The 22,989-nt window shown below is 74.3% G+C and carries 19 protein-coding genes and 1 pseudogene; 11 read left to right on the forward strand and 9 right to left on the reverse strand.

Going from position 1 to position 22,989, the window contains the following annotated elements; all coding sequences use genetic code 11:
• Window positions 1-231: 231 nt before the first annotated feature.
• A complete protein-coding gene (locus AB0I79_RS54535) occupies window positions 232-2,103 on the reverse strand; it encodes a tetratricopeptide repeat protein (RefSeq protein WP_357892331.1) in 1,872 nt (623 codons plus the stop codon).
• Between the two features lie 186 nt (window positions 2,104-2,289).
• Here AB0I79_RS54535 and AB0I79_RS54540 point away from each other — a divergent pair, with 186 nt between their 5' ends.
• Entirely contained in the window at window positions 2,290-2,622 is a 333-nt protein-coding gene (locus AB0I79_RS54540; protein WP_357892334.1) for a hypothetical protein, read from the forward strand.
• Between the two features lie 371 nt (window positions 2,623-2,993).
• Here the strand turns inward: AB0I79_RS54540 and AB0I79_RS54545 are convergent, their stop codons facing one another.
• On the reverse strand, window positions 2,994-3,374 hold the full coding sequence (locus tag AB0I79_RS54545) for a helix-turn-helix domain-containing protein (protein ID WP_357892337.1): 381 nt from the start codon (window positions 3,372-3,374) through the stop codon (window positions 2,994-2,996).
• Between the two features lie 93 nt (window positions 3,375-3,467).
• Between AB0I79_RS54545 and AB0I79_RS54550 the strand changes: the two genes are divergently transcribed.
• Entirely contained in the window at window positions 3,468-3,872 is a 405-nt protein-coding gene (locus tag AB0I79_RS54550; RefSeq protein ID WP_357892340.1) for a RidA family protein, read from the forward strand.
• Between the two features lie 82 nt (window positions 3,873-3,954).
• On the opposite strand, the gene AB0I79_RS54555 is transcribed toward AB0I79_RS54550, so the two are convergent.
• Window positions 3,955-6,609 carry a hypothetical protein gene (locus tag AB0I79_RS54555; RefSeq protein ID WP_357892343.1) on the reverse strand — a complete coding sequence of 885 codons (2,655 nt, stop codon included), beginning with the start codon at window positions 6,607-6,609 and terminating at the stop codon, window positions 3,955-3,957.
• A 59-nt stretch (window positions 6,610-6,668) separates the two neighbouring features.
• The gene (locus AB0I79_RS54560) at window positions 6,669-7,274 is read right to left on the reverse strand and encodes a TetR/AcrR family transcriptional regulator (protein WP_357892346.1); all 606 of its coding nucleotides are present in this window, start codon (window positions 7,272-7,274) and stop codon (window positions 6,669-6,671) included.
• Between the two features lie 97 nt (window positions 7,275-7,371).
• Between AB0I79_RS54560 and AB0I79_RS54565 the strand changes: the two genes are divergently transcribed.
• Complete coding sequence (locus tag AB0I79_RS54565) at window positions 7,372-7,974, forward strand: NAD(P)H-dependent oxidoreductase (RefSeq protein WP_357892349.1); 603 nt, start codon at window positions 7,372-7,374, stop codon at window positions 7,972-7,974.
• Window positions 7,971-9,473, forward strand: coding sequence for an MFS transporter (locus AB0I79_RS54570; RefSeq protein WP_357892352.1), 1,503 nt, complete (start codon window positions 7,971-7,973; stop codon window positions 9,471-9,473). Before AB0I79_RS54565 ends, AB0I79_RS54570 begins: the two co-directional genes overlap by 4 nt.
• Before the next feature lie 77 nt (window positions 9,474-9,550).
• On the opposite strand, the gene AB0I79_RS54575 is transcribed toward AB0I79_RS54570, so the two are convergent.
• Window positions 9,551-12,121: a DUF6493 family protein gene (locus AB0I79_RS54575; protein ID WP_357892355.1), complete on the reverse strand. Its 2,571-nt coding sequence runs from the start codon at window positions 12,119-12,121 to the stop codon at window positions 9,551-9,553.
• Between the two features lie 80 nt (window positions 12,122-12,201).
• On the opposite strand from AB0I79_RS54575, the gene AB0I79_RS54580 reads away from it, so the two are divergent.
• The 3 genes and pseudogenes from AB0I79_RS54580 to AB0I79_RS54590 all read left to right on the forward strand — a co-directional run bounded on the left by AB0I79_RS54580 (window position 12,202) and on the right by AB0I79_RS54590 (window position 14,411).
• The gene (locus AB0I79_RS54580; RefSeq protein ID WP_357892358.1) at window positions 12,202-12,606 is read left to right on the forward strand and encodes a nuclear transport factor 2 family protein; all 405 of its coding nucleotides are present in this window, start codon (window positions 12,202-12,204) and stop codon (window positions 12,604-12,606) included.
• Between the two features lie 109 nt (window positions 12,607-12,715).
• Window positions 12,716-13,659: pseudogene (locus tag AB0I79_RS54585) on the forward strand (permease).
• A gap of 125 nt (window positions 13,660-13,784) precedes the next feature.
• Entirely contained in the window at window positions 13,785-14,411 is a 627-nt protein-coding gene (locus AB0I79_RS54590; protein WP_357892361.1) for a TIGR03943 family protein, read from the forward strand.
• Window positions 14,412-14,448: 37 nt separating this feature from the next.
• Here the strand turns inward: AB0I79_RS54590 and AB0I79_RS54595 are convergent, their stop codons facing one another.
• Window positions 14,449-15,267 carry an alpha/beta hydrolase gene (locus AB0I79_RS54595; protein ID WP_357892364.1) on the reverse strand — a complete coding sequence of 273 codons (819 nt, stop codon included), beginning with the start codon at window positions 15,265-15,267 and terminating at the stop codon, window positions 14,449-14,451.
• Window positions 15,268-15,354: 87 nt separating this feature from the next.
• Here AB0I79_RS54595 and AB0I79_RS54600 point away from each other — a divergent pair, with 87 nt between their 5' ends.
• The gene (locus AB0I79_RS54600) at window positions 15,355-16,365 is read left to right on the forward strand and encodes an alpha/beta hydrolase-fold protein (protein WP_357892367.1); all 1,011 of its coding nucleotides are present in this window, start codon (window positions 15,355-15,357) and stop codon (window positions 16,363-16,365) included.
• 87 nt (window positions 16,366-16,452) lie between these two features.
• Window positions 16,453-17,133, forward strand: a complete 681-nt coding sequence (locus tag AB0I79_RS54605) for a flavin reductase family protein (RefSeq protein WP_357892370.1) — start codon at window positions 16,453-16,455, stop codon at window positions 17,131-17,133.
• Between the two features lie 22 nt (window positions 17,134-17,155).
• Here AB0I79_RS54605 and AB0I79_RS54610 read toward each other — a convergent pair whose 3' ends face one another.
• On the reverse strand, window positions 17,156-18,070 hold the full coding sequence (locus AB0I79_RS54610; RefSeq protein WP_357892373.1) for a zinc-binding dehydrogenase: 915 nt from the start codon (window positions 18,068-18,070) through the stop codon (window positions 17,156-17,158).
• 171 nt (window positions 18,071-18,241) lie between these two features.
• Between AB0I79_RS54610 and AB0I79_RS54615 the strand changes: the two genes are divergently transcribed.
• The gene (locus tag AB0I79_RS54615; RefSeq protein ID WP_357892376.1) at window positions 18,242-18,940 is read left to right on the forward strand and encodes a TetR/AcrR family transcriptional regulator; all 699 of its coding nucleotides are present in this window, start codon (window positions 18,242-18,244) and stop codon (window positions 18,938-18,940) included.
• Between the two features lie 154 nt (window positions 18,941-19,094).
• A complete protein-coding gene (locus AB0I79_RS54620) occupies window positions 19,095-20,147 on the forward strand; it encodes an aldo/keto reductase (protein ID WP_357892379.1) in 1,053 nt (350 codons plus the stop codon).
• A 66-nt stretch (window positions 20,148-20,213) separates the two neighbouring features.
• Here AB0I79_RS54620 and AB0I79_RS54625 read toward each other — a convergent pair whose 3' ends face one another.
• Both AB0I79_RS54625 and AB0I79_RS54630 read right to left on the reverse strand, forming a co-directional pair.
• Window positions 20,214-21,764 carry an AMP-binding protein gene (locus AB0I79_RS54625; RefSeq protein ID WP_357892382.1) on the reverse strand — a complete coding sequence of 517 codons (1,551 nt, stop codon included), beginning with the start codon at window positions 21,762-21,764 and terminating at the stop codon, window positions 20,214-20,216.
• 81 nt (window positions 21,765-21,845) lie between these two features.
• Window positions 21,846-22,988 carry an FAD-binding oxidoreductase gene (locus AB0I79_RS54630; RefSeq protein ID WP_357892385.1) on the reverse strand — a complete coding sequence of 381 codons (1,143 nt, stop codon included), beginning with the start codon at window positions 22,986-22,988 and terminating at the stop codon, window positions 21,846-21,848.
• Between the last annotated feature and the right edge of the window lies 1 nt (window position 22,989).

Genomic DNA, 22,989 nt, shown 5'->3' on the forward strand with positions numbered 1-22,989 from the left:
AAGGTGACGCGCTCGGCGCTGCAGAACGCCGCCTCCATCGCGGCGCTCTTCCTGACGACCGAGGCCGTCATCGCCGAGAAGCCCGAGAAGACCCCTGCTGCCCCGGCCATGCCGGGCGGCGGCGACATGGACTTCTAGGTCTTTTTCTCGCCGCAAGCACGGTGCCGGCTCGTGAATCCATGCTGAGGAGGTACGCCGAATGCGCCAAGTCCGGCCGCGCGGCCACGCACCTCAGCCCGTGCGGGCCGACCAGTGGGCGAGGGCGCTACGGACGGCCAGTGTGGTGGGGTGGACGGTGCCGACGACGCGCTCCAGGTCGGGCAGCAGGGCGGCGAACTGGTCAAGCGCTGCGCCCGCGTCCCCCGCCTCCCCGGTCCAGGAGGCGAGGGAGTGGCGGGCCTTCAGCGTGACGGGATGGTCGGCGCCCATGAGCCGTTCCAGGTCGGGCAGCAGGGCGGCGACGTGATCACGCGCGCTGGCCGCGTCCCCCGCCAGCCCCGTCCAGGAGGCGAGAGCGTGCCGGATGTTCAGCGTGACGGGATGGTCGGCGCCCATGACGTGCTCGGCGATGACGTGGATGGCGGCGAGCTGGTCGCGGGCGCCTGCCGGGTCTCCCGCCCGTCCCATCCAGGTGGCGTAGGTGTGCCGGACGCGCAAGGTCATGCCGTCCTCGTCACCGAGGACCTTGCGCATGAGCGGGAGCAGCATGACGTACTGGTCACGTACGGCGGCGGCGGGCACCCCTGACGCGCCCGACCAGTGCGCCAGCTCGTGCCGGGCGATCAGGGTGTTGGGATGTTCGGGCCCGAGCACGCGCCGGCAGACCGGCACCAGGGCGGCAGCCTGATCGCGAGCGGCGACGGGGTTCCCGGCCTGTCCCAGCCACCGGATGAGCTGACGCCGGATACTCAGGGTCCGCGGGTGCTCAGGGCCCAGGGTGCGGGCGCGGCGCTCATGGATCTGCAGGCTCAGCATCTTCGCCGTACGGTAGTCGCCGCTCACCCCCAGATACCAGGCGATCTTGCACATGTCGGGATTGTCGAGCGGCAGGAGCGCCCGCGCGTGCGGCAGGAGTTGCGCGAAGCGCGGCCAGTTGACCGTGTCCTCCGCGTCAGCCTCCTCCTCCGCACCGGCCGGGAGCACCCCCTGTAACAGGGCGCACGCGGCTCTTCGCCACGCGGCCCGGGCGGCGGCCGGGAGGTTGTCGAGGGTGACCGCCTGCACCAGCCGATGGATCGAAACGTGATCGGCGGCCGGGATCCTGATCAGGCACTGTCGGCGGAGGAGGCTGATGGCGCGGTTGACGTCCAGCGTGGTGCCGGGGAGCGACCGCAGGACGTCGAGCGTCCGGCTGCGGTGGGTTCTGAGCTCGTCGGTGACGAGCAGGTCCTGAGGTCGACCTGCTTCCAGCGGGGTGAGGAGCAGCCGGTACGGGATGGCGTCCGGGGCGTAGCAGGCCAGGAGCCGGATGAGGGAGATCGCCTCAACGTTCGTCCCGGCCAGGGTGTCGAAGGCGAGCTGCCAGGTGGAGGCCACCCGGGAGGGGTAACCCCAGGGCTCCCCCTGGGCGAGGACGGTGCTGCGCTGATGCTGCAGGAGCCCGTGGTAGCCGGTGATCGTGGTCCCGGTGTCGGCCATGTAGGCTCCGGCCTGCTCCAGGGCCAGGGGCAGCGCTCCGAGCGCGGCGACCACGGCCGCCGCGCCGTCGCGGTCCTCCTGGCCGACGCGGGCCTGCAGGAACGCCATCGCGGGCTCGGTGTCCAGCACGTCCAGCTCCAGGCCTTGGTCGAAGGGCCAGGGGGCGGCCCGGCTGGTGACGAGGAGGTGCCCGGGCCCTGCCGGGGGCAGGTAGGCGCGCAGGGCCTCCGCGGAGGGCGCGTTGTCGAAGATCAGCAACCACTGGCCGGAGTAAGCGGCGAGCGCGGCGTGCACCTGGTCCACCGGGTCGGCCACGTCGGTCGGTTGCCGTACGGCCAGCAGCGCCGCGAGGTCGGCGAAGGCGGCCGACAGCAGGGCGGTGTCCTCGGCGGGCAGTTGCCAGACCAGCGTGTACTCGTGCAGGTATCGGTGAGCGTACTCGACCACCAGGCTGGTCTTGCCCACCCCCCCAGTCCGTGCACCGCGATCAGGTTCGGGGAGGTCGGTGCTCCGGTGAGGCGTTCGTGCAGCTCAACCAGGGTGCGATCGCGGCCGGCGAGCTGTGGCGGGCGGGGCGACAGGCGGACCGGCCGGGTGGGCGCCCGCGGGAGGGGCGGCTGCCGGACGGCCGCCGCGAGGTGACCGCCGGTGATGGCGATCTCGTCGGTGCCGCCCATGGTGCTGCTCCATGAGGGCACGCTCATCCCGCTCCGCCGCTGGGCCGCCAGGCGCAGTTGCGCGTACAACGTGGCCGTGGAGATGAGCAGCGCGCAGACGCCGGCGAACATGCTCACCACGCTGGCCCTCTTGTCGAGCATGTCCAGCACCACGCCGGGCTCGCCAAGGGCGTCGGAGAAGAACGCCCACACACCCACGCCCAGCAGTGTCAGCGACACCAGCGCCGCCGCCCTGGCCAGCACGCGGGGCCACCGGTGTTCGGCGGGCTCCGGTGGCGGAGGAGAGGCCGTCACCCCCTCAGCGTGAGCCCTGCTCCATCAAGAACACCAGTACGGCGTGGATACCGGTCGCGAAGAGCCCCGGCCGGGCAGGTGAGGATGCCCTTGGCGAAGCCGCGTACGTGGAAGCCTAGGTCGCGGTAGCCGGACATGTTCTCCGCGCCAGCGCCGAGCACCCCGATTACACCGGGGTCCGCGCGGCCACGGAGCCCGGGTGGGACCTCGGTGACCCGAAGGCGACGCGCGGCCCGATCCTGGAGCTGGCCGACACCGACGACCCGCCGGCGAGGTTGTTCTTCGGCAAGTCGTTCGAGCCGGTCGCGGCCGAGTACGAGGAACGGCTCGCCACGTGGCGGAAGTGGCAGCCGGTCACGCTGGCCGCGTTCCGTCAGATGCGGCTCAGGCGTCGAAGCGGCGGCGGGCGGATTCGATGTGGCCGAAGTACTCGTGGGTCCAGCCGCAGATCAGGTCGACCGTCGCCCGCAAGGCCTGGCCCGGCCCGGTGAGGGTGTACTCGACGCGCGGCGGCACCGTCGGGTACACCTTCCGCTCGGCCAGGCCGTTGCGCTCCAGCATGCGCAGGTTCTGGGTGAGCATCTTGTGGCTGATGCCCTCGACCTCATTGCGCAGTTCGCTGAAGCGCAGGGTGCGCTCGCCGAGAGCCTCGATGATCAGCAAGGCCCACTTGTTGGCGACGTCCGAGAAGATCTCCCGCGCCAGGGAGTCGGCGCGCCTCAGATCCGCCTCGTCCGACAAACCGCTGAGCTGCTTGGTCACCATCTGGTTCCCCAGTCACTGAAAAGTGCGTTCTTCCACGTCAGCGTCCACTCTCCTACAGTTCCTGAGTAACTACAAGAGAGCAATGGAGATCTCGTGGCTGTTTCGCTCATCAACCCTGACAGGCATGTCCAAGTCCCGCTCTACCACCACGTCGCCGTGGCGACCGGGAGCAGGCAGGTCCACATCGCGGGCCAGGTGGCCTGGGACGAGAACGGCGAGCTCGTCGCGCCGGGCGACCTCGCCGGGCAGGTCGCCCAGGTGTACCGCAACGTCGCCAAGGCGCTCGACGCGGCGGGGGCGACGTTCCACGACGTCGTCCGCTTCACGTGGTACGCCGCGGGCTGGAAGAGGGAGATGTACGACGCCTTCAACGCGGGCGTCGAACAGGCGGCACGCGAGTTCGACCTCGCCACGCCGCCTGCCGCGTTGATCGGCGTCGACGTCCTCTTCGAGCCGGGCATCCTCGTCGAGGCCGAGGTCACGGCGGTCATCGACTGAGCCGACGCGGGATGGCACCCTCGCCCGGCCGGCAGATCAGGGCGGGCCGGCGGATGAGGGCGCGCAGGTCACGCCTCCCGGATCAGGCCGGGCTGGTGAGCAGGGCGTGCAGGTCGCGGGCGTGGCGGACCAGCTCGCTGGTGCGGGGCCGGCCGGCCAGCTCGGCCACCACCGCCAGTTCGCCGCGCGCGGCCGCCCAACCGGCGACCTCGGCCCCGAGCCGCATCAGCCGCGTGTGCGCGCTGGTGGCCCGCTCCCCCGGACCCGGCAGGTACGCGGGCAGCAGCCCGGTCATCACCTGCCACACCTCACGGTGCGCACCCAGCCTGGCGGCTTCGGTGAGTGCGGCGATGGCGTCGGCGGGCCGGTCCTGGCCGCGTCTCAGCAGGACGGCCAGCTGACGGCCCAGCTCGGCGCCCGGCAGCCCGCCGGAGGCGGCCAGGAGCAGCAGTGGCCGCATCCCGTCGCCGCCGGGCCCCTCCAGCAGGTGGCGGGCCAGCAGCAGCGCCAGGCCGGGGCCGCCGGGGCCGTCGGCGAGCACCAGTCGGTCGAGGTCGCGTGCCGTGGGCTTGCTCATCGGCCAGTACGACATCAAGGCGTAGACCGAGTACGCGGCCGCCAGCTCCCGGTGCCCGGCGAGCACGGGCAGCAGCAGCTCGCAGATCTCGTCGCCCGGGCGTGGCACGAGCAGGCCCCCGAACAGCTCCGCGTACTCCGGCCCCAGCACGAGCTCGGCGCCGACGCGCGGATCACCCTGATGCGTCGTCCAGCGCAGCACCACCTCGGGGTCGGCCGGCCGGTCGGTGAGCCACCGGTGCACCCGGCGCCCGGCCGGCGCGGTGAGCCGCGCGGCCCGGCGCACCGCCTCGGCGGTCACGCTGCTGCGGCCCAGCCGTAGCAGCGCCTGCCCGAGGTCCAGCGGCAGCGCCTGCACGCCGTCGCGCTCGTAGCCCTCCAGCCGTTCGACCAGCGCCTCCGCGTCCAGCAGCCCGTTGGCCCGGGTGGGCGTGGCCAGCAGGTACGGCGGCATCCGGCCGTCCAGCAGCGACTGGTAGACCTCGGCGAAGCGGGCCAGCGGCATGAGCCGCCACACGGCGGCGTGTTCCGCCTTCGGGACGCGCCGCGCCGGGTCGGCCCGCCCGTCCGGCATGGCTCTGTGCTCGGCCCCCGGCTCGATCAGCTCGCGCGCCATGGCGGCGGCCCAGTCGGAGGTTTCCCACCACGGGACCCGCTGGTGCTTCCGGTCACCGCAGCGCGCGGCCAGCGGAGCCAGCTCGGCGGTCAACGAGTCCCGCTGCTCGCCCGACGCCAGCCGGACGAAGCCGTCGAGCCACCGCTCGGGCTGCATCCAGTCGAACTCGCGCAGCGAGACGCGGGCCAGGACATGGGCATGCGTGATCAGCGGCATCGGCCCCGGCTCGGGCACGGCCGGCAACGGCAGTGGCTGGAAGCGGGGGCGCGGCGGCTCGGGCACCGCTTCACCGCCGAAGACGCCGGCCAGCACGGCGCCCGGGCCGGGCGGCAGCATCGCCACGGTGTCCCTGATCGTCGCGGCCGCGTCGGGGCCGAAGCGCCCCGCGTGCTTGACGGCCAGCTTCACCGCCCGCTCCCGGGCCTCGGCCGACTCGCACACCAGCGCGGCGGCCAGCGCGGGCGCGTACGCGTCGACGTCCTCGGACGGCTCCTTGAGCACCCGGTCGAGCAGGGCCAGCCCGGCGCGTGCGAGCCTGCCTTCCGAGCGGAACAGCAGGCTCTCGACGGCCTCGGCCGGCGGCGTGGCCTTCGACCGGCGGAGCTGCCGTAACGCCAGGTCGGCGACGTTGGCCGCGGGGAGCGACAGCATCGCCGCGTAGTCGCGCACGTGTGGCGCGACCTCCTCGGCGGCCGGGTCGAGCAGGTCGTGCAGGGCCACGAAGAAGCGCAGGTCGGCGGCCTCGCCGCCGCGCAGGAAGCGGGTGCGGCAGCCGTCGAGCAGCGCCGCGCGCTTGATGCGGCCGTCGGCGGACAGCGTGGCCAGGGCGGGGCCCAGCTCGTGATCGCCACGCAGCAGCCGCCCCGCGCCCTCGGCCTCGAACAGCCTCGGCACCATGGCGTCGAGCAGTGGATCCGTGCTCAGCTCAGCCGGCGTCGCGGCGGCGATCCAGGCCAGGGTGAGCGGGTCGTGCCGGGGAGGCTCGGCCCCGGTCGCGCGCAGCAGCGCGAGCGCCAGCCGGACGCGCCCGTCGCCCGGCCTGGGCCGGGCTGCGCGCAGGCGCAGTGCCAGCCGGACGGCGAGATCCTCCTGCCAGGCGGCCGGCCTGGCGGCGACGACCTGGAGGATCGGCCGGACGTCGTCGAGGTCGGCCCGGGCCTCGCCGCGAACGAGCCGGGGCTTGTTGAGCCAGGTGGCGACGGCCGCGGCTCCGGCGATGGCGCCCGCTCCCGCCACCCGCATGGGCTCGATCCAGCGGACGCCCACGTGCTGGTGGTGCATCATCGCGAGCCCCTCGGGCAGCTCCCAGATGCCGATGCCCGCCTGCTCGGCCTGGACGGCCAGCTCGCGCCACCTGGCCTCGCGTTCCTGGTGGCGCTCGAAGGCGGCGCGCTCGCCGGCCCGCTCCGCCTCCGGCAGGTATCGGGGCAGCTCGCGCGCCACCTCGCGCCGCTGGGCGTCGTCGAACCCGGTCAGCAGGGCGGCGACGGCGGCAAGGTCCTCGGCGTCGATGGCCGCGCGGACCGCGTCCCAGGCGTTGGTCATGCCGGCGACAGTAGGGCACCCCACCGACAATCCCGCCCCGAGCGGTGACGCCCTCACCGTCAGCGGAGGTAGCCGTGCAGGAACGCGCGGACCCCCGAGGTCACGGTCTCGGTGATCTCCCGTTCCGTGGGTACGGCGCCCTGGTAGGACGGGTCGGCGACGGAGATCAGCAGCAGGAGGTGGACGGCGGCGCGGTCGGGGTCCTCGGCGTGCAGGAGGCCCTGCTCGGTCCATCGCCGCAGGTACCCGGCGAGCTCGCGGCGCACGCGGCGCGGGCCGGTCTCCTGCCAGGCGTCGATCGCGGCCTGCGGGATGTGCCCGGCCTCGGCGTTGATCTGCCGTACCAGTGCGAAGTGCTCGGCGTGCCCCTCGCCGACCGGTGCGGAGATCTCACGGCCGAAGTCGACGAGATCGGCCTCCAGGTCGGTCACCTTGCGCAGGTGGCGCTCGATCACGGCGAGCTGCGCGTCGGCGGCCCGCGCGGCGCTCTCCTGGATGACGGCCTGGAACAGCACGGCCTTGTCGGCGAAGTGGTTGTAGATCGTCCGCGTCGACACCTCGGCCGCGCGGGCGATCGCGTCGACGCTGGCCCGGGTGTAGCCGTCGCGGGCGAACACCGTCAACGCGCCGGACAGGATCGCCTTGCGCTTGTCTTCCCTGGTCACCGCAGCTCTCTCCCAAAAAATACATTGAGCGTTTTACTTTTTGCCACGCTCGTTGTACTTTACCGGACGTCGCGCACAAGAGCACGAGGAGACAGACATGATCAGGATCGCCATCGTCGTCGGCAGCACCCGTCCCCACCGCCGCACCGCGGTCACGGCCGACTGGGTCGCCGAGGTCGCCGCCCGCCACCCCGCCGTCACGACCGGCGAGGCCGCCTTCGAGGTGGTGGACCTCGCCGGCTACGGGCTGCCCGTGCTGGACGAGCCGGCGCCCGCCCTGTTCGGCGAGTACCGGCACCCGCACACCAACCGCTGGGCGGAGACCGTCGCCTCCTTCGACGGGTTCGTGTTCGTCACGCCGGAGTACAACCACTCGGCGCCCGCCGCGTTGAAGAACGCCATCGACTTCCTGTTCGCCGAGTGGAACAACAAGGCGGCCGGTTTCGTCAGCCACGGCGTGCACGGCGGCGTGCGCGCCGTGGAGCATCTGCGGCAGGTCATGACCGAGGTGCAGGTGGCCAACGTACGCACGCAGGTGGCGCTGTCGGCGTTCACCGACTTCGAGATCACCGACCCGGCCCAGCCTGGCGTGATCACCCCCGGCCCGCACCAGGAGCCGACCCTGGTGGAGCTGCTGGACGAGGTCATCGCCTGGTCCGGGGCGCTCAGGACGCTGCGCCACCAGGTGGCGGCGGCATGACGGGCCGCCGCGCGGGAACGCTGGCCGCGGTGCTGCTCGGCTTCCTGGCGCTGCCGATGCTGATGTCCGGCACCACCGTCGCGCTCCCCCTGATCGGCGCCGACCTCGGCGCTTCGGGAGCGGCCCTGCAGTGGGTGATGGTGGGGTACTTCCTGGCGGCCGCCGCCATGATGCTGGTGGCCGGATCGCTCGGCGACCTGTACGGCCGGCGCCGGGTCTTCGCCGCGGGAGCCCTCGTCTACACCGCGGGAGCGCTGGCCAGCGCGCTGGCCGGTGACATCCTGACGCTGAACGTCGCCAGGACCCTGTCCGGCGTCGGCGCGGCCGGGGTGATGACCGGTGGCGGCGCCGTGCTCGGCGGCGCCTTCACCGGCCGCGCCCGCACCCGGGTGTACGCGGCGATGGGCACGACGGCCGGCGTGGGCATGGCCATCGGCCCGACCCTGGCCGGGTGGCTGGTGGGCGCGCTCGGCTGGCGGGCCGCCTTCGCCGTCTTCGCCGGGGCCGGCCTGCTCATGCTGGCGGGTGCCGCCGCCATGGCCGATTCGCGGGCGGAGGACAGGCCGCGGGTCGATGTGGGCGGCGCGCTGGCCCTGATCGCCGCGCTCAGCTTGACCATGTTCGGCGTCAACCAGGCCGCGGCGGCCGGCTGGGCCGACGCCCTGGTCCTGGTGCCGCTGGTCGCGGGGCTGGCCATGCTGGTGATGTTCGTGCTGGTCGAGCGCCGGGTCCGCCATCCGGTGCTGGATCTGGGGCTGCTGCGCGATCGCCGCTTCGTGGCGTGGACGCTGGCCGGGCTGGTCCTGGCCGCCGGGCCCGCCGGGGTGACCGCGTACCTGCCGACCTATCTGCAGGGGGCGGGAGGCGTCTCCGTGCAGGCCGCTGGGCTGATCATGCTGGCGCTCACGACGCCCGTGCTGCTCCTCCCGCAGGTGGGCGGGCTGCTGATCAACCGCGGGGTGCCGGCTCGCGCGCTGGTCACCGCGAGCCTGCTGCTGATCGCGGCGGGGAACGCCTGGCTGACCACGCTGCGCCCCGACCTCGGAGTGGCGGGGCTGCTCGGCCCGCTGGCGACGCTCGGGACCGGGATGGGCCTGATGATCGGGATCACCGACGCGCAGGCGGTGAACCAGGTCGCCCAGGAACGGATCGGCATGGCCACCGGGCTGCTCAACACCGTGCGCGCGGGCGGCGGCACGCTGGCCACCACCCTGTTCGGCACCGCCCTCGCCACCGGGCTGCACGCCCGCGCCGACGATCCCGCACGCGCCGCGCGCATCCTCGCGGGCAGCCTCGCCAGCCCCGGCCGGGCCGTGGAGGCCTCCTGGCTCACCGGGGCCTGGCAGGTGGCGCTGTGGGGTGCGAGCGGGATCTGCGCGGTGGCCGCGCCGGCCGTGTGGGCGCTGCTCGCTCCGCCCCGCCCCGGCCGGCCCGCGGCCTCGGCCTCGGCCTCGGCCACCCCCGCTGCGCCCCGGCCACGGCCGTCGGCGCTGCCGTAGCCCGCCCGGCACCGGCAAGCCGGACCAGCCGAGGGCCTGGAGCAGCCGACGAGGCGGATCGGCCGGCGGTCTCACGATCAGCCGACGAGCTGGATCAGCCGGCGCGCCTCCTGCACCAGGCGGCTCGACCCCTTGCGGCCGGCGACCGCCGCCACCTCCGGCAGCTCCGCCCGTACTCGCGCGATCCTGGCCGCCCGCGCCCCCGCCGCCAGCAGATCGGCCGCCCCCGCGCGGGGACGCTCGCCCTCCTTGGGCAGCAGGCCCGCCAGCACGCCCGAGATCACCGCCCACACCGCCTCGTGCGCCCCCGCCTGGGTGGCGTCGTCGAGGACGGAGACCACCCGGTTGAGCTTGACGAGTTCGGCCGTGACCAGGGCCGTCACCGCCGCCGCCAGGGCCCCGGCCGGGGTCTCGCCGCGGGCGGCGAGGGTGAGGAAGGCGTCGGTGGCGGCGGCCCGCTCGGCCGGGTTGACGTGCCCCATGCCGCACACCAGGGCGTGGGCGGTGGCGGCGCCGAGGGGCCCGTCGCCGCGGGCGAGGGCGGTCAGCGCCTGCGTCTGCCGGTCGTTGGCGTCCATGGACCACGGCAGGTAACCGGCCAGGTGGGCCGCGGCCAGCTCCCGGTGGGCGGGGAGGGCGAGCGGCCACCAGGTCAGCGAGTACGTGTGTCCGTCCTGCACCTCGAACAGGGCGCGGATCTCCTCGGGCAGGCCCGGGGCCGGCGCGCCGAGCTCGGCCTCCAGCCGCGCGCCGTGTGCCGTCTCGCGCACGGTCACGGTCGCCTCGGGATCGGGCATGCCGCCGTCGCGCATCCACGCGGCGCACGTGCGGCCCGCCTCCGACGTGAGCCGGGCGGCCCGCTCGACGTCGGCGGGCGCGAACCGGCGGGGCAGCCGGAGCAGCGCCTGGGCCAGGTCGGCCGGCAGGGCCCGCACTCCGGCGGCCTCCAGCCGCTCCAGGCGGTCGAGCAGCGCGGCCGGGTCGAGGTGCCCGGTGCCCGCCGTGGGCGTGGCCAGCAGGACCGGATAGCCGGTGCCCTCCTCGAACGGGGTCACCAGCTCCAGGGCGCGGCGCCGGTAGAGCAGCTCCGGCGCGCCGGGAGCGTCGGGACGGCGCCGCCGCCCCGGTGCCCGCGCCGTCAGCTTCCTGCTCCGCTCGGGGGCGGCGAAGGCGAGGAAGGCCCGTGACACGGCGGTGAACAGGCTCTCGTGGATCTCGCCGCCATGGTGCCCGTACGCGCCCGGCGTGAACGGGTGCCACCACGGCCGCAGCGCCTGCCTGAGGCGTTCGGGGTCGCGGTGCGACCACTCGGCCAGGCCCGCGAGGAGGCGTTCGAAGGCCCACACGTCGGGCGGCCAGCGAAACCCCGCCAGCTCCAGGACGAGTTCCCCGGGTGAGGCGATGGGCGGCGGCAGCGGCGGGCACTCGCCCACCGGCAGCGGCGGGGCGGCGGGCGGGGCCGCCTCGGCGATGCCGCCCCCGTACGCCGCCGAGACCTGCTCCCGCAGCTCCGACGGCAGTTCCGCCGCCGCCTGCCGGACCGCCTCGCGCCCGGCGGGCCCGGCCTGCGGGGCGAGCCTGACGGCCAGGCGCACGGCGCGCTCCTGCAGCGCGAGCGTGTCCTGCGTGAAGATCGTCGAGAGGGCGTCCAGCACGGTGCCCACGCGGCCCGCCTCGCGCAGCACCGCGTCGCCCGCCCATGACACGGCCGCGCGCAGCAGCTTCTTCTCGGGCCGGAACGCCAGCGCCGCCATCGCCTCGGCGAACAGCTCCTCCTCCAGCCGTCCGGCCTCCTCCAGCCGCCGCAGCTGCGCCAGCGCCACGTCGGCCACCGCGACCGGGCCGGCGGGCAGCAGGCCCGCGTAGTCGGCGGCGTACCTGGCCGACTCGTCGATGTCGAGGTCGAGCCGGTCGTGCAGGCCCGCGAGCTCCGCCCGCGCCGCCGGGCCGTCGCGCAGCAGCCGCCTCACGACGGCGTCGATCACGGCCGCGCGGTCGAGCAGGCCGCCGTGGACGAGGTGCGCGACCGTCTCGACCACCTGCCAGAGCGGGGTCTGGGCGAGGGCGTCGATCTCGAGGATGCGGGGCCCGTACACGGCCAGCAGCGGGTCGCGGCCGGCCGTCTCCGGGCGCAGCCGGCGCAGCCAGCCCACGATGAACGGCTCGCCGTCCGGCGGCTCGGTGCCCGTCTCGCGGACGAGCGCGGCGGCGATGTCCCAGTGCCGCGGCTCCGGCAGGCGCATGCGGGCGGCGATGCGGCGGGCCACGTCGGCCTGCCACTCCACGGGCCGCCGCCGCAGCAGGCCGACGAGCAGCTCGGCTTCGTCGTCATCGAGCCATCGCGGCAGCTCGCGCCGGAACAGCCACGCCGCCACGGCCGACGCACCGCCCATGCAGGCCACGCCGGCCACCAGCAGCGGCCTGCCCTGCCTGGCCCACTCCTGCCACCCGGCGGTGCGCGCCGTGGCCGTCACGTAGCCGGGCAGCTCGGCCGCGACCTTCCTGCGGCCCGGCTCGTCGAGCGTGACCAGGTAGGCCGCCAGCCCGGTGGCGTCGCCTGCCGTGACCCTGGCCAGGGTCTCCTCCCAGGCGGTGGCGGGCGAGGGTGAGGGGCGGGCGCTCGAGTGCGCCACCAGCGCGTGTGCCATGACCCGGGACACTAGCGAGCGGCCACGACAATTCCGGGATCATGCGAGGCGAGACCGAAATGTGATATGATCATTTTGTCATGAACAGTCATGACACTTCCGTGCCGCGCACGATCCTCGCGGGCTATCCCGACAGTCCCGCCGCCCGGTTCGTCGCGGCCATGAACGCCGGCGATCCCACCGCGCTCGACCACGCCTACGAGGACGGCGCCGTTCTGGTCCCCGTGCCCGGCCATCCCGTCACCGGCCCGGCCAGGGTGGCCGCCAACCGGCAGCTCCAGAGCTTCGGCCTCCCGATCGAGGCCCGCCCCCGCCACGCGTACGTCGCGGGCGACATCGCCCTGCTCATCGTGGACTGGTCGATGCGCGGCACCGCTCGCGACGGCAGCGAGGTGGATCTGAGCGGCACGGCCACCGACGTCGTACGGCGCGGCGCGGACGGCCGGTGGCGCTACGTCATCGACAACCCCCACGGCACCGCCTAGGCCGAGCAATGAAAACCGTTGTCGGCAGCATGTCATACTAAATCCCCTCATTTGATCGCGCGTCGCGGGGAGGGTGATGACTCAGGCGGCGGAGCGGCGCGGCTCCGGGATGCCGTGGGCGTTCGTGGCGCTGGCCGGGCTGCTGGTGGCGGGCAGGTTCGTGCTGGCGCCGCAGGTGACGCATCCGGCGCTGCAAACCTGGGCCACGGTGTTCGTGGCGGTGTGCGTGCAGGCGCTGCCGTTCCTCCTGTTCGGGGTGGCGCTGTCGGCCGCGATCACGGCGTTCGTGCCCGCGTCCTTCTGGACGCGGGCGCTTCCCCGCCGCCCGTACGCGGCGGTGCCCGTCGCGGGCGTGGCGGGGGCGGTGCTGCCGGGGTGCGAGTGCGCGTCCGTGCCCGTCGCGGCGGGACTGATGGCGCGGGGCGTGGCGCCGCCTGCGGCGCTGGCGTTCCTGCTCGCCTCCCCGCGATCAACCCCGTCGTGCTGGTGGCCACCGCCGTGGCCTTTCCCGGGGAGCCCTCGATGGTGGTGGCGCGCTTCTGCGCCTCCCTGGCGGTGGCGGTGACGGCGGGGTGGATCTGGGCGCGGTTCGGGCGTGCGGAGTGGCTGCCCGCGCCGCGCGGGGCCGCCGGGCACCGGCATGGGCACGGTGGGCGGTGGGAGGTGTTCGTGGGGGCGATGTGTCACGATCTCATGCACGCGGGCGGGTTCCTGGTCGTCGGCGCGCTGGCGGCGGCGACGCTGAACGTGGTGGTGCCGCGCGAGTGGCTGACCGCCGTGGCGGGGGTGCCGGTGGTGTCGGTGCTGGTGCTGGCGTTCCTGGCGGTGCTGCTGTCGATCTGCTCGGAGGCCGACGCGTTCGTGGCGGCGTCGCTGACGGCGTTCTCGCCGACGGCGAAGCTGGCGTTCCTGGTGGTGGGGCCGATGGTGGATCTGAAGCTGATCGCGTTGCAGGCCGGCACGTTCGGCGGTGCCTTCGTACGGCGCTTCGTGCCGCTCACGCTGGCCCTGGCGATCGCCGTCAGCTTCGCGGCCGGGTGGGCGCTGCTGTGAGCGCATGGTGTCAGCCGTCGCCGGATGGGTGGGCGCTGCTGTGAGCGCATGGTGTCAGCCGTCGCCGGATGGGTGGGCGCTGCTGTGAGCGCATGGTGGCAGTCGTCGGGTGGATGGGAGCTGCTGTGAGCGGGCGGTCGCAGGCGAGCCTGCTGCTGGTGCTGGGAGCGACGCTGCTGGCCGTGTCGGCGTTCTCGCCGATGTACGCCAACTACGTCAGGCCCGGTTACCGGCCCGCGCTCGTGGCGACGGGCGTGGTCCTGGTGCTGCTGGCGCTGCCGGCGTTCGGCCGCCGGGAGCGCGCGCCGCGGGTCGCGTGGCTGCTGGCGGTGCCGGTGTTCGCGATCGTGGTGGTCGTCCCGCCGCCGCTCGGCTCGTACGCGGCCAGGAACGGCGTCGCCGCTCCCCCGCCCGCCACCGGCTACCGGGCGCTCGGGGAAGGCGTGACGGAGCTGACGCTGGGCGAGTTCACCGGCCGGGCCGCGTCGGGGGCGTCGCTGGCGGGCCGCCGCGTCAGCCTGACCGGGTTCGCGGTGCACGCGCCCGGCGGCTGGTACCTGGCCAGGATGCGGATGGCCTGCTGCGCCGCCGACGCGTTCGTGCTGGAGGTGGCCGTGGAAGGGGCCGGGGCGCCGCGCGAGGATGCGTGGGTCCGGGTGACCGGCACCTGGGTCCCGCGGGAGGAGCCCGCGATCAAGGCGGACGCGGTGGTGCCCGTCGCTCCGCCCGAGGAGCCGTACGAGCTGGTGTGAAGCGTTCTCCCGGGGTGATGCGCGCATGGCGCCGCGCTCATCGCCGCGCGTGCTCCGGCGCCGGGATCGTCCGCAGGAACGCCTCGATCGCCTCGTTGACCGCCTGCGGGTTGTCCTGGTTGGCGATATGGCCGGCGTCGGGGATGACGACCTCCTCGATGTTCTCGGTCGCGGCCCACCGGGGCATGGCCGAGGCGATGTTGCCGGTGCCGTCCCGCTCGCCGCGGATCAGGCACAGGGGCACCGGTGTGCGGTAACGGGGATCCGGGGAGAGGAACTCGACGGTTGCCCGCCACACCTGGAGGAACTCCTTCTTCGGCACCTGGCCGAAGGCCCGCCGGGCGTCCGTCCGCGCATACTGGGTGATCGCGGAGGCTTCGGCCATCAGCCGCGGGAGATTCCTGGCCGGCATCACCGACAACATCGGCGCGGCCGCCCGCACCAGCAGGCGTTCCTTCCAGGACAGCGGTGCCGTGTTCGACGTCGCGCCGATGACGACCAGGGCGCGGGCCAGGCCGGGATGCCGCTGGACGACGGCCTGGCTGAGGTTGCCCCCGAGCGACTGCCCGACGAGCACCGGCCGGTCCAGCGCCAGGTGATCGATCAGCGCGCAAAGGTCCGCCAGCGCCCGCTCGGCGGTGAACCGGACACCGGCCGGGCGCGACAGGCCGTGACCGCGCAGGTCCCAGGTGACGACGCGATACCCCCGGTCCCGCAGGTACTCCCGCTGGGCGTCGAACATCACGTGGTCGGCCCCGGCCCCGTGCGAGAACAGCAGCGGCAAGCCGTCACCGCCGCTGTCGGCGTAACGCAGGTCGCAGCCGTCGAGCGAGAGCGCGGACGGAAGATTCACCATATTCACAACATAGTGAACGAACGCCGGCGCGGACGCCGGCGGCCCACCGCGCGCCGCTCAGTGGCGCCAGTAGTCGCAGAACACGATGTGCCCTGTCAATTTAGGTTAGCCGCCGGCTCGTCGGACGAGCGGGCGGTCGTGCTGATCAACACCGTGACCGACCGCGACCGGCACGCCGGCGACATCACAGGTCACGTGATGACCCCGCTGCCCGGGACGGGCCTGCTGCACCTGACGTACGAGCTCGACGCCGACCTGCGTGCCAGCTACCAGATCCTCCCCTGCACCACGCTGCCGGGCACCGACAGGGACTCCTGGCTGAAGGTCATGCGCACCGCGCTGCCCGACCCCCGCAACCCCCGGACGGTCCCGAACTCCCCCGACCGCCACCCGGCGTCGCTGCTGGAGCTCCCCCAGGCCCCGCCCCAGCCCTACCGCGACGCCAGGCCCGGCGTTCCCCGGGGGCGCGTGACCGAGGCCGGGGTCGCGGGGCGGCGGGTGTGGGTCTACACGCCGCCGGAACACCGGACGGGGCCGTACCCGGTCGTGGTGCTGCTCGACGGCGAGGTGTGGGCCGGGCGCATCGGCCCGACCATCGACAACCTGATCGCCGACGGCCACCTCCCGCCCGCCGTCGTGCTCATGCCCGACTCCGTCGACCGGTCCACCCGGCACCGGGAGCTGGCCTGTCACGAGCCGTTCGTCCGCTTCCTCGCCGGCGAGCTGCTGCCGTGGGCGGAGCGCGAATGGCAGGCGAGCGCCGACCCCGGCCTCACCGTGATCGCGGGGCAGAGCTTCGGCGGCCTGACCGCCTCCTATGCCGCGTTCGTGGCTCCCGAGCGGTTCGGCAACGTGCTGTCGCAGTCCGGCTCGTACTGGTGGAGCGAAGACGACCCCGAGTGGCTGACCCGCAGATACGCGCGGGCTCCCCGGCTGCCGGTGCGCTTCCACGTCGAGGTCGGCGCGCTGGAGTGGATGCTGCTGGAGGAGAACCGCCGCTTCGCCGAGACGCTCGCCGAGGCGGCGATCGGGCCGCTGCGCCGGCAACTCCCCCGCGACCCGCTCCACGCCCGGTGCTGGTGGACGCCTTCGCCGTGATGGCCGCCCGCGCCGACGGACCGGGCCCGAACGGGAGGTCCGAAGTCCGCCAGCGCCGGCCGGGGGCAGGGGCGAGAGTGGTTGCCCATGAACAACACCGTGACGAACGAGCATGTCCGTATCGAGCCGAGCATCCTTTATTTCGGCACCCCCGTCGTGCTGATCTCGTCGTCGAACGAGGACGGCACCCCCAATCTGGCCCCCATGTCGTCGGCGTTCTGGCTGGGCTGGCGCGGCATGCTGGGGCTGGGAGCCAGGGCGAAGACCGCCGCGAACCTGCGCAGGACCCGCGAGTGCGTGCTGAACCTGCCGTCCGACGCGCTCGCGGCGGCGGTGGACCGGCTGGCGCTCACCACGGGCTCCGACCCGGTTCCCGAGCGCAAGTACGAGCGGGGTTACCGGTATGTGGGTGACAAGTTCGGGCACGCGGGGCTGACGGCCGTGCCGTCGGAGGTGGTGGCGCCGCCGCGGGTGGCCGAGTGCCCGGTCGCGATGGAGTGCGTGGTGGAGGCGGTGCATCCGGTGGCGGACGGCGGCACCCTCGCCTTCGAGGTACGGGTCGTGCGGGTGTGGGCGCACGAGGAGATCCGGCTCCCCGGGTCGGACGACCACATCGATCCCGACGCGTGGCGGCCGCTGATCATGAGCTTCCAGAAGCTGTACGGGCTCGGACCGCAGGTGCATCCGTCCAGGCTGGCGAGCATCCCGGAGCGGCTCTACCGGACGACCGACATCGACCGGGCCCGCTCGGAGGCCCCGGCGCCCTGAACCCCGCCCGGGCCACGGCACGTCAGGCGGGTGGGGTGACGTCCAGGACGGCCTTGCCCGCGACCCGCCGCTCCAGCAGCGCCTGCGCGGCCTCGGCGATGCGGCCCCAGGGGCCGCGCCAGCCGATCTCCGGCGAGAGCCGCCCCGCCGCGGCGAACCCGAGCAGCGTCGCGAGGTCCGGCCCGACCTCGTGAACGTCGCCGAACGTGCTCATCGTCTTGGCGGGCCCGATGGAGAACAGCGAGTACGGCTCGAACACCGCCGGCTCGCCGGACGCCCAGCCGATGTTCTGCACGCTGCCGCCGGGTGCCAGGAGCTGCCAGGCGGCGGCGAGCTGAGGCCCGCCCACGTTGTCGAGAATGAGGTCGACCTGCCGGTCGATGCCCTCCAGCCCGACCACGACCTCGTGGGCGCCCAGCTCGGCCAGGCCCTCGCCGCGTGCCGGCGAACCCACCGAGGCGATCACGTGGGCGCCGCCCAGCGCGGCGAGCTGCACCGCGTACCGTCCGACGCCGCCCGCGGCGCCGGTGACCAGCACCCGCCGGCCCAGGATGTCGCGGGTACGCAGCGTGCGCAGCGCGGTGAGGCCGGCCATCGGGAGCGCGGCGGCGTCGGCGAGGTCCACCTGGTCGGGCACCTCGGCGACCGCTGTGCTGTCCACGGCCATGCGCTGGGCCCAGGCTCCGGCCCCGAACGCGGCGACCCTGGTGCCTGCCGCCGGGCCGCTTCCGTCTGCGGCGGCGCGCACGACGACGCCGGCGGCGTCGTGGCCATGAACGGTTCCGGCCGGGCGGCGGCCCGCGAAGGCGACCTCGCCGCGGTTGAGCGAGATGTGGCGCACGGCGAGGAGCAGTTGGTGCGGCTGGGGTTCAGGGTCGGGAGCCGGGCCGAGGCGAAGGGAGCCGGGGGCGTTGGGGGTGACGATGAGTGCGCGCATGTGCGTTCGTCCTTCTTCTGCGGCGGTATGCGGACCGCTAGTCCGCTTGGCTGGACGGTAGCATAATCGGACCGATAGTCCGCATCGTTCGCGAGGGGTCCCATGGCCGGCCGCCGTACCGACGACACCGAGAGCACGGCGAGGGCAGCAAGCACGGAGGGCGTCACGCCGATGGAACGCACGGAAGGCATCACGCCGATGGAACGCACGGAAGGCATCACGCCGATGGAACACCGGGAACCCACGGACCCCACCGAACCAACCGAACCCGCCGAACCCACCGAACCCACGGAGCGCGGTGAACGCGGTGAACGCGCCGACGCGGCGCGGAACCGGCGGGCGGTGCTTCGCGCGACCGAGCAGCTCCTGGCGGAAGGCGGCGGGGACCACGTGTCGCTCGATCGGGTGGCCGCGCTGGCCGGGGTCGGGAAGGGCACGGTGTTCCGGCGGTTCGGGAGCCGGGCGGGGCTGCTGCAGGCGCTGCTCGAAGAGCGTTCGCGCGAGCTGCGCGAGGCGGTGGCGAGCGGCCCGCCGCCCCTCGGGCCCGGCGCGCCCGCGCGCGAGCGGCTGCACGCCTTCCTCGACGGGCTCGGCGCCATCGCCGAGGGCAACGCCGTCCTGCTGGCGGCACACGAGCAGGCGTGCGCGCAGGACAAGTACGGCGACCCGAGCTACCGGTTCTGGCATGCCCACCTCGGCGCCCTGCTCGCCGCCGAACGCCCCGACCTCGACGCGGACTTCCTGGCCCACGCCCTGCTCGCGCTCTTCGACGGTGACCTGATCCGCCACCTGGCGGCATCCGGCGACCCCCGCCGCTTCACCCGTTCCGTCCAGGAGACGGCGGCAGCCCTGCTCGGCCCGGCGGACTGATCCCGCCCGCGCCCACACCCACTCCCGGCAGGCCGGGCCGGCCGGCGTGCTGCCTGTCCGGCCTCGTCGCGCCACAGTCTCTCAAATGAAACATCTGTGCCGTTAATGTGCTACCGTTCTTAACGGGAGATCCGACCCGTTAAAGGATGGAATCATGGAATATCGGCAGTTGGGAGCGTCTGGTCTCAAGGTGCCCGCGCTGAGCTTCGGCGCGGGCACGTTCGGGGGCAGGGGTGAGCTGTTCGGCGCATGGGGCAACACCGACGTGGCGGAGGCCAGGCGGCTGGTGGACGTGGCGGTCGAGGCGGGGGTGACGATGTTCGACACCGCCGACGTGTACTCCGACGGCGCCTCCGAGGAGGTGCTCGGCCAGGCGATCAGGGGCCGGCGGGACGAGGTGCTCATCTCCACCAAGGCCGGGCTGCCCGTTGACGACACCCCCAACGGCGCCGGCACGTCCAGGCCCCGGCTGATCAAGGCGGTTGACGACGCGCTGCGCCGGCTCGGCACCGACTACATCGACCTGTTCCAGTTGCACGCCTTCGACGCGGCCACACCGGTCGAGGAGGTGCTGTCCACCCTGGGCGACCTGGTCGCGGCCGGCAAGCTCCGGTACGTCGGCGTGTCGAACTTCTCCGGCTGGCAGCTCATGAAGTCCCTCGCCGCGGCCGACCGGCGCGGCTACCCGCGTTACGTGGCGCACCAGGTCTACTACTCGCTGGTCGGCCGCGACTACGAGTGGGAACTGATGCCTCTCGGCCTCGACCAGGGCGTCGGCGCGCTGGTGTGGAGCCCGCTCGGCTGGGGCCGCCTCACCGGCCGCATCCGGCGCGGCAGGCCGCTCCCCGAAGGCAGCCGGCTGCACCGCACCGCCGCCTTCGGGCCGCCCGTGGACGACGAGCGGCTGTACGCGGTGGTGGACGTGCTCGACGAGATCGCCGGGGAGACCGGGCGGAGCGTGCCGCAGATCGCGCTCAACTGGCTGCTGCGCCGTCCGACCGTGGCCTCGGTCATCGTCGGGGCGCGCAACGAGCAGCAACTGCGCGAGAACCTGGGTGCCGTCGGCTGGTCCCTCACCCCCGACCAGGTGGCCCGGCTCGACGCCGCCAGCACCGTGACCGCGGCCTACCCCTACTACCCGTATCGCAGCCAGGAGGGGTTCGCCCGGGTGAACCCGCCGATCGAGCGACTCGTCCACCAGATGTGACTGCCGGGGTCACCGCCGCGCGGTCAAGCGGGCGGCGGTGACCCGCCCGCGCGGCCGGTAGGAGGCTCACCCGCGCCGATCGAGGCGGTCCCGCTCCACCTTGCCGGTCTGGTTCCGCGGTACGGACGGCACGAACTCGACGTCGCGCGGCACCTTGAACCCGGCCAGCTCCTCCTTGACCGCCCGCCTGAGCTCGTCCGCCGACAGCCGGGCCCCCTCCGCCGCCACCACGTACGCGGCCAGCCGCTGCCCGTACTCCTCGTCCGGCACCCCGAGCACCGCCACGTCCGCCACGCCGGGGACGCGGGCCAGGACGTTCTCCACCTCCTGCGGGAACACGTTCTCGCCACCGGAGACGATCATGTCGTCGTCGCGCCCGTCGATGAACAGCAGGCCCCGCTCGTCCCGGTGCCCGAGGTCGCCCGTGGCGAGCAGCCCGTCCGGTCGTCCTCCCGCCGCGAACGTCAGGCCGCCGCCGACGAGCACCCGCCCCACCTGCCCGGCCGGCTGCTCGCGTCCGCCGGCGCCCTCGATCCGCACGGTCGCGCCGCGCGGCGGGCGGCCGACGGTGTCGGGCGCGGTACGCAGGTCGGCGGGCGTGGCCAGGGCGGCCCAGCCGGCCTCCGTGGAGCCGTAGAGGTTGTAGAGCACCTCGCCGTAGGTGTCCATGAACGCGGTGGCCAGGTCCGGCCGCAGCGCCGAGCCGCCGGAGACCACCACGCGCAGGTGCGGCAGCGGCCGGGGCGCGCAGGCCAGCAGGCGCTTCAGCATCACCGGCACGGCCACCAGCGTCCCGGCCCGGTGCCGGTCGAGGGCGTCGAGCACGGCCTCGGGGTCGAAGTGGCGCATGAGCACGACCGGGCAGCCGAGCACGAGCGCGGCGGCGTACCAGAGCAGGCCGAGCCCGTGGAACAGCGGCGGCGCGATGAGCATCGGCTCCCCGCCGCGCACGGGGACGGTGGCCAGCATCGACAGGAACGGCTCGATCACGGCGGCCGGGGAGAGCCGCCGCGGCGCCCCCTTGGGCACCCCGGTCGTCCCGGAGGTGAGCAGCACCAGCCGCCCGGGCCGCCGCGGTACCGGTGCCGTCGCCGTGCCGTTCTCGCTGATCAGCGCGTCCAGGTCGCCGGTCCGGGGGCCGTCGAAGTCGACCCGGGGCAGGCTGGGGTCGGCGATGAGCGTGTGCACGCCCTCCCGCCGCAGCACGTCCCGCAGGCGCGGCCCGGCCAGCCCGGTGTTGAGCAGCAGCAGGTCGGCCCCCAGGCGGGACACGGCCGCGACCGCCTCGGCGAACCCGCGGTGGTTGGGCCACATGACCGCCACCGTCCTGCCGGGCCCCACCCCGAGGCGGCGGTGCAGGCCCGCCGCCAGCGCCGCGGCCCGGGCGTCGAGCTCGGCGAACGTGAGCGTCCCCGCCTCGTCCATGACGGCCGGCCGGTCGGGCCAGCGCGCCGCCGCGGCGGCCAGGCCCGTGGCGGGCGTCAGGTGGAAGTGCCGGTACGCCTCCACGACGCGGGCGAGCGCGGTGGGGTGCACCGGGCCCAGCAGCCCGTTGCGGATGAGTGCGGGGGCGGCCTCGAGTCCGAAGCCGCCCAGGTCGACCAGCCTTCCGAGCATCTGCGCACCAGGCCTTTCCTCACGACAGGAGGTACGCGTACCCGCCCATGCCGCGACGGAACCCGCCGCGCCCGCGTCACGTCACTGCTGGCCGGGACGGCGCGCCGCGGCCGGGGCGGGCCCGGCCGTGCCGTCGGTGAAGCGGCCCGGCCGGAACGGCGCCAGCAGCGCCGACTCCTCACCGAACACCTCCGCCGCGACCTCCGCCATCAGCAGCGGCGCCAGCGTGACCCCGCTGTGCGTGGCCACCGTGTACACCCGCCGCTCCGCGTCGGCGAACCCCGCCACGGTGAGCCCGTCCCCGGGCATCGCCCGCTGCCCCACCACGGCCCGCTCGACCACGGCCCCCTCGGTGGCGCGCAGCACGCCGGGCAGCAGCGCCATGATCTCGGCGAGGACCGGCTCGGGCACCGGCGCGGCGGGGTCGGCCGGCCCGTCCAGGGGCAGGGACTGCAGCAGCAGCCGCCCGCCCCCGTCGGGGCGCAGGTTGAGCGCGGCCGTGGTAAGGACGCGTGACAGCCTGGCGGGCACCGGCGAGGTCGTGACCAGGAACCCGTTGGTGACCGTGCCGGACACGGCCGGGTCCAGCATCGGCACCGTCAGCCCGGCCATGGCGGCGACGTGCTGGGTCCAGCGGCCGGTGCAGGTGACGACCGCGTCGCCGGCGAACGTGCGCCCGTCGGCCACCGTCACCTTCGCCCCCGACGCGGACGCCTCGATCGCGGTGACCTCCGCGCCGCACTCCAGGGTGGCTCCGCCGTCGCGGGCCTCGCCGAGCAGGCGCCCGAGCAGGCGCAGCGGCTGGACGTACGCCTCGCCGGGGAAGAACACGTACGCGGTGCCGGGGGGCGGCGGCACGAGGTCGGGCTCCAGGGCGAGGGCGCGCCGGGCTGTGACGCGTTCGACCGGGTAACCCATGCCGAGCAGCCGCGTGACGCGGGCCTCGAGCAGCTCCTGGTGCTCGTCGGTGACGGCGCACTCGAGGTTGCCCGTGGGGAAGAAGTGGTCGCCGGGCAGCTGGTGGTGGGCCCAGACGGCGGCGTGGTTGAGGTCGAAGTACGCCTGGGGCGTCTTGTTGTTGGCGTTGATCCACGCGACGGAGGTGGAGCTCGTGCCCGCCCCCGGGGTACGCGCCTCCAGCACCGTGACCTGGGCGCCGCGCCGGGTCAGGCCGGCCGCGACCGCGGCTCCGACCACTCCCGCGCCGATGACGACGACTCGCACG

It is taken from the genome of Nonomuraea sp. NPDC050202 (genome assembly GCF_040656115.1).
Classification (GTDB): Bacteria; Actinomycetota; Actinomycetes; order Streptosporangiales; family Streptosporangiaceae; genus Nonomuraea.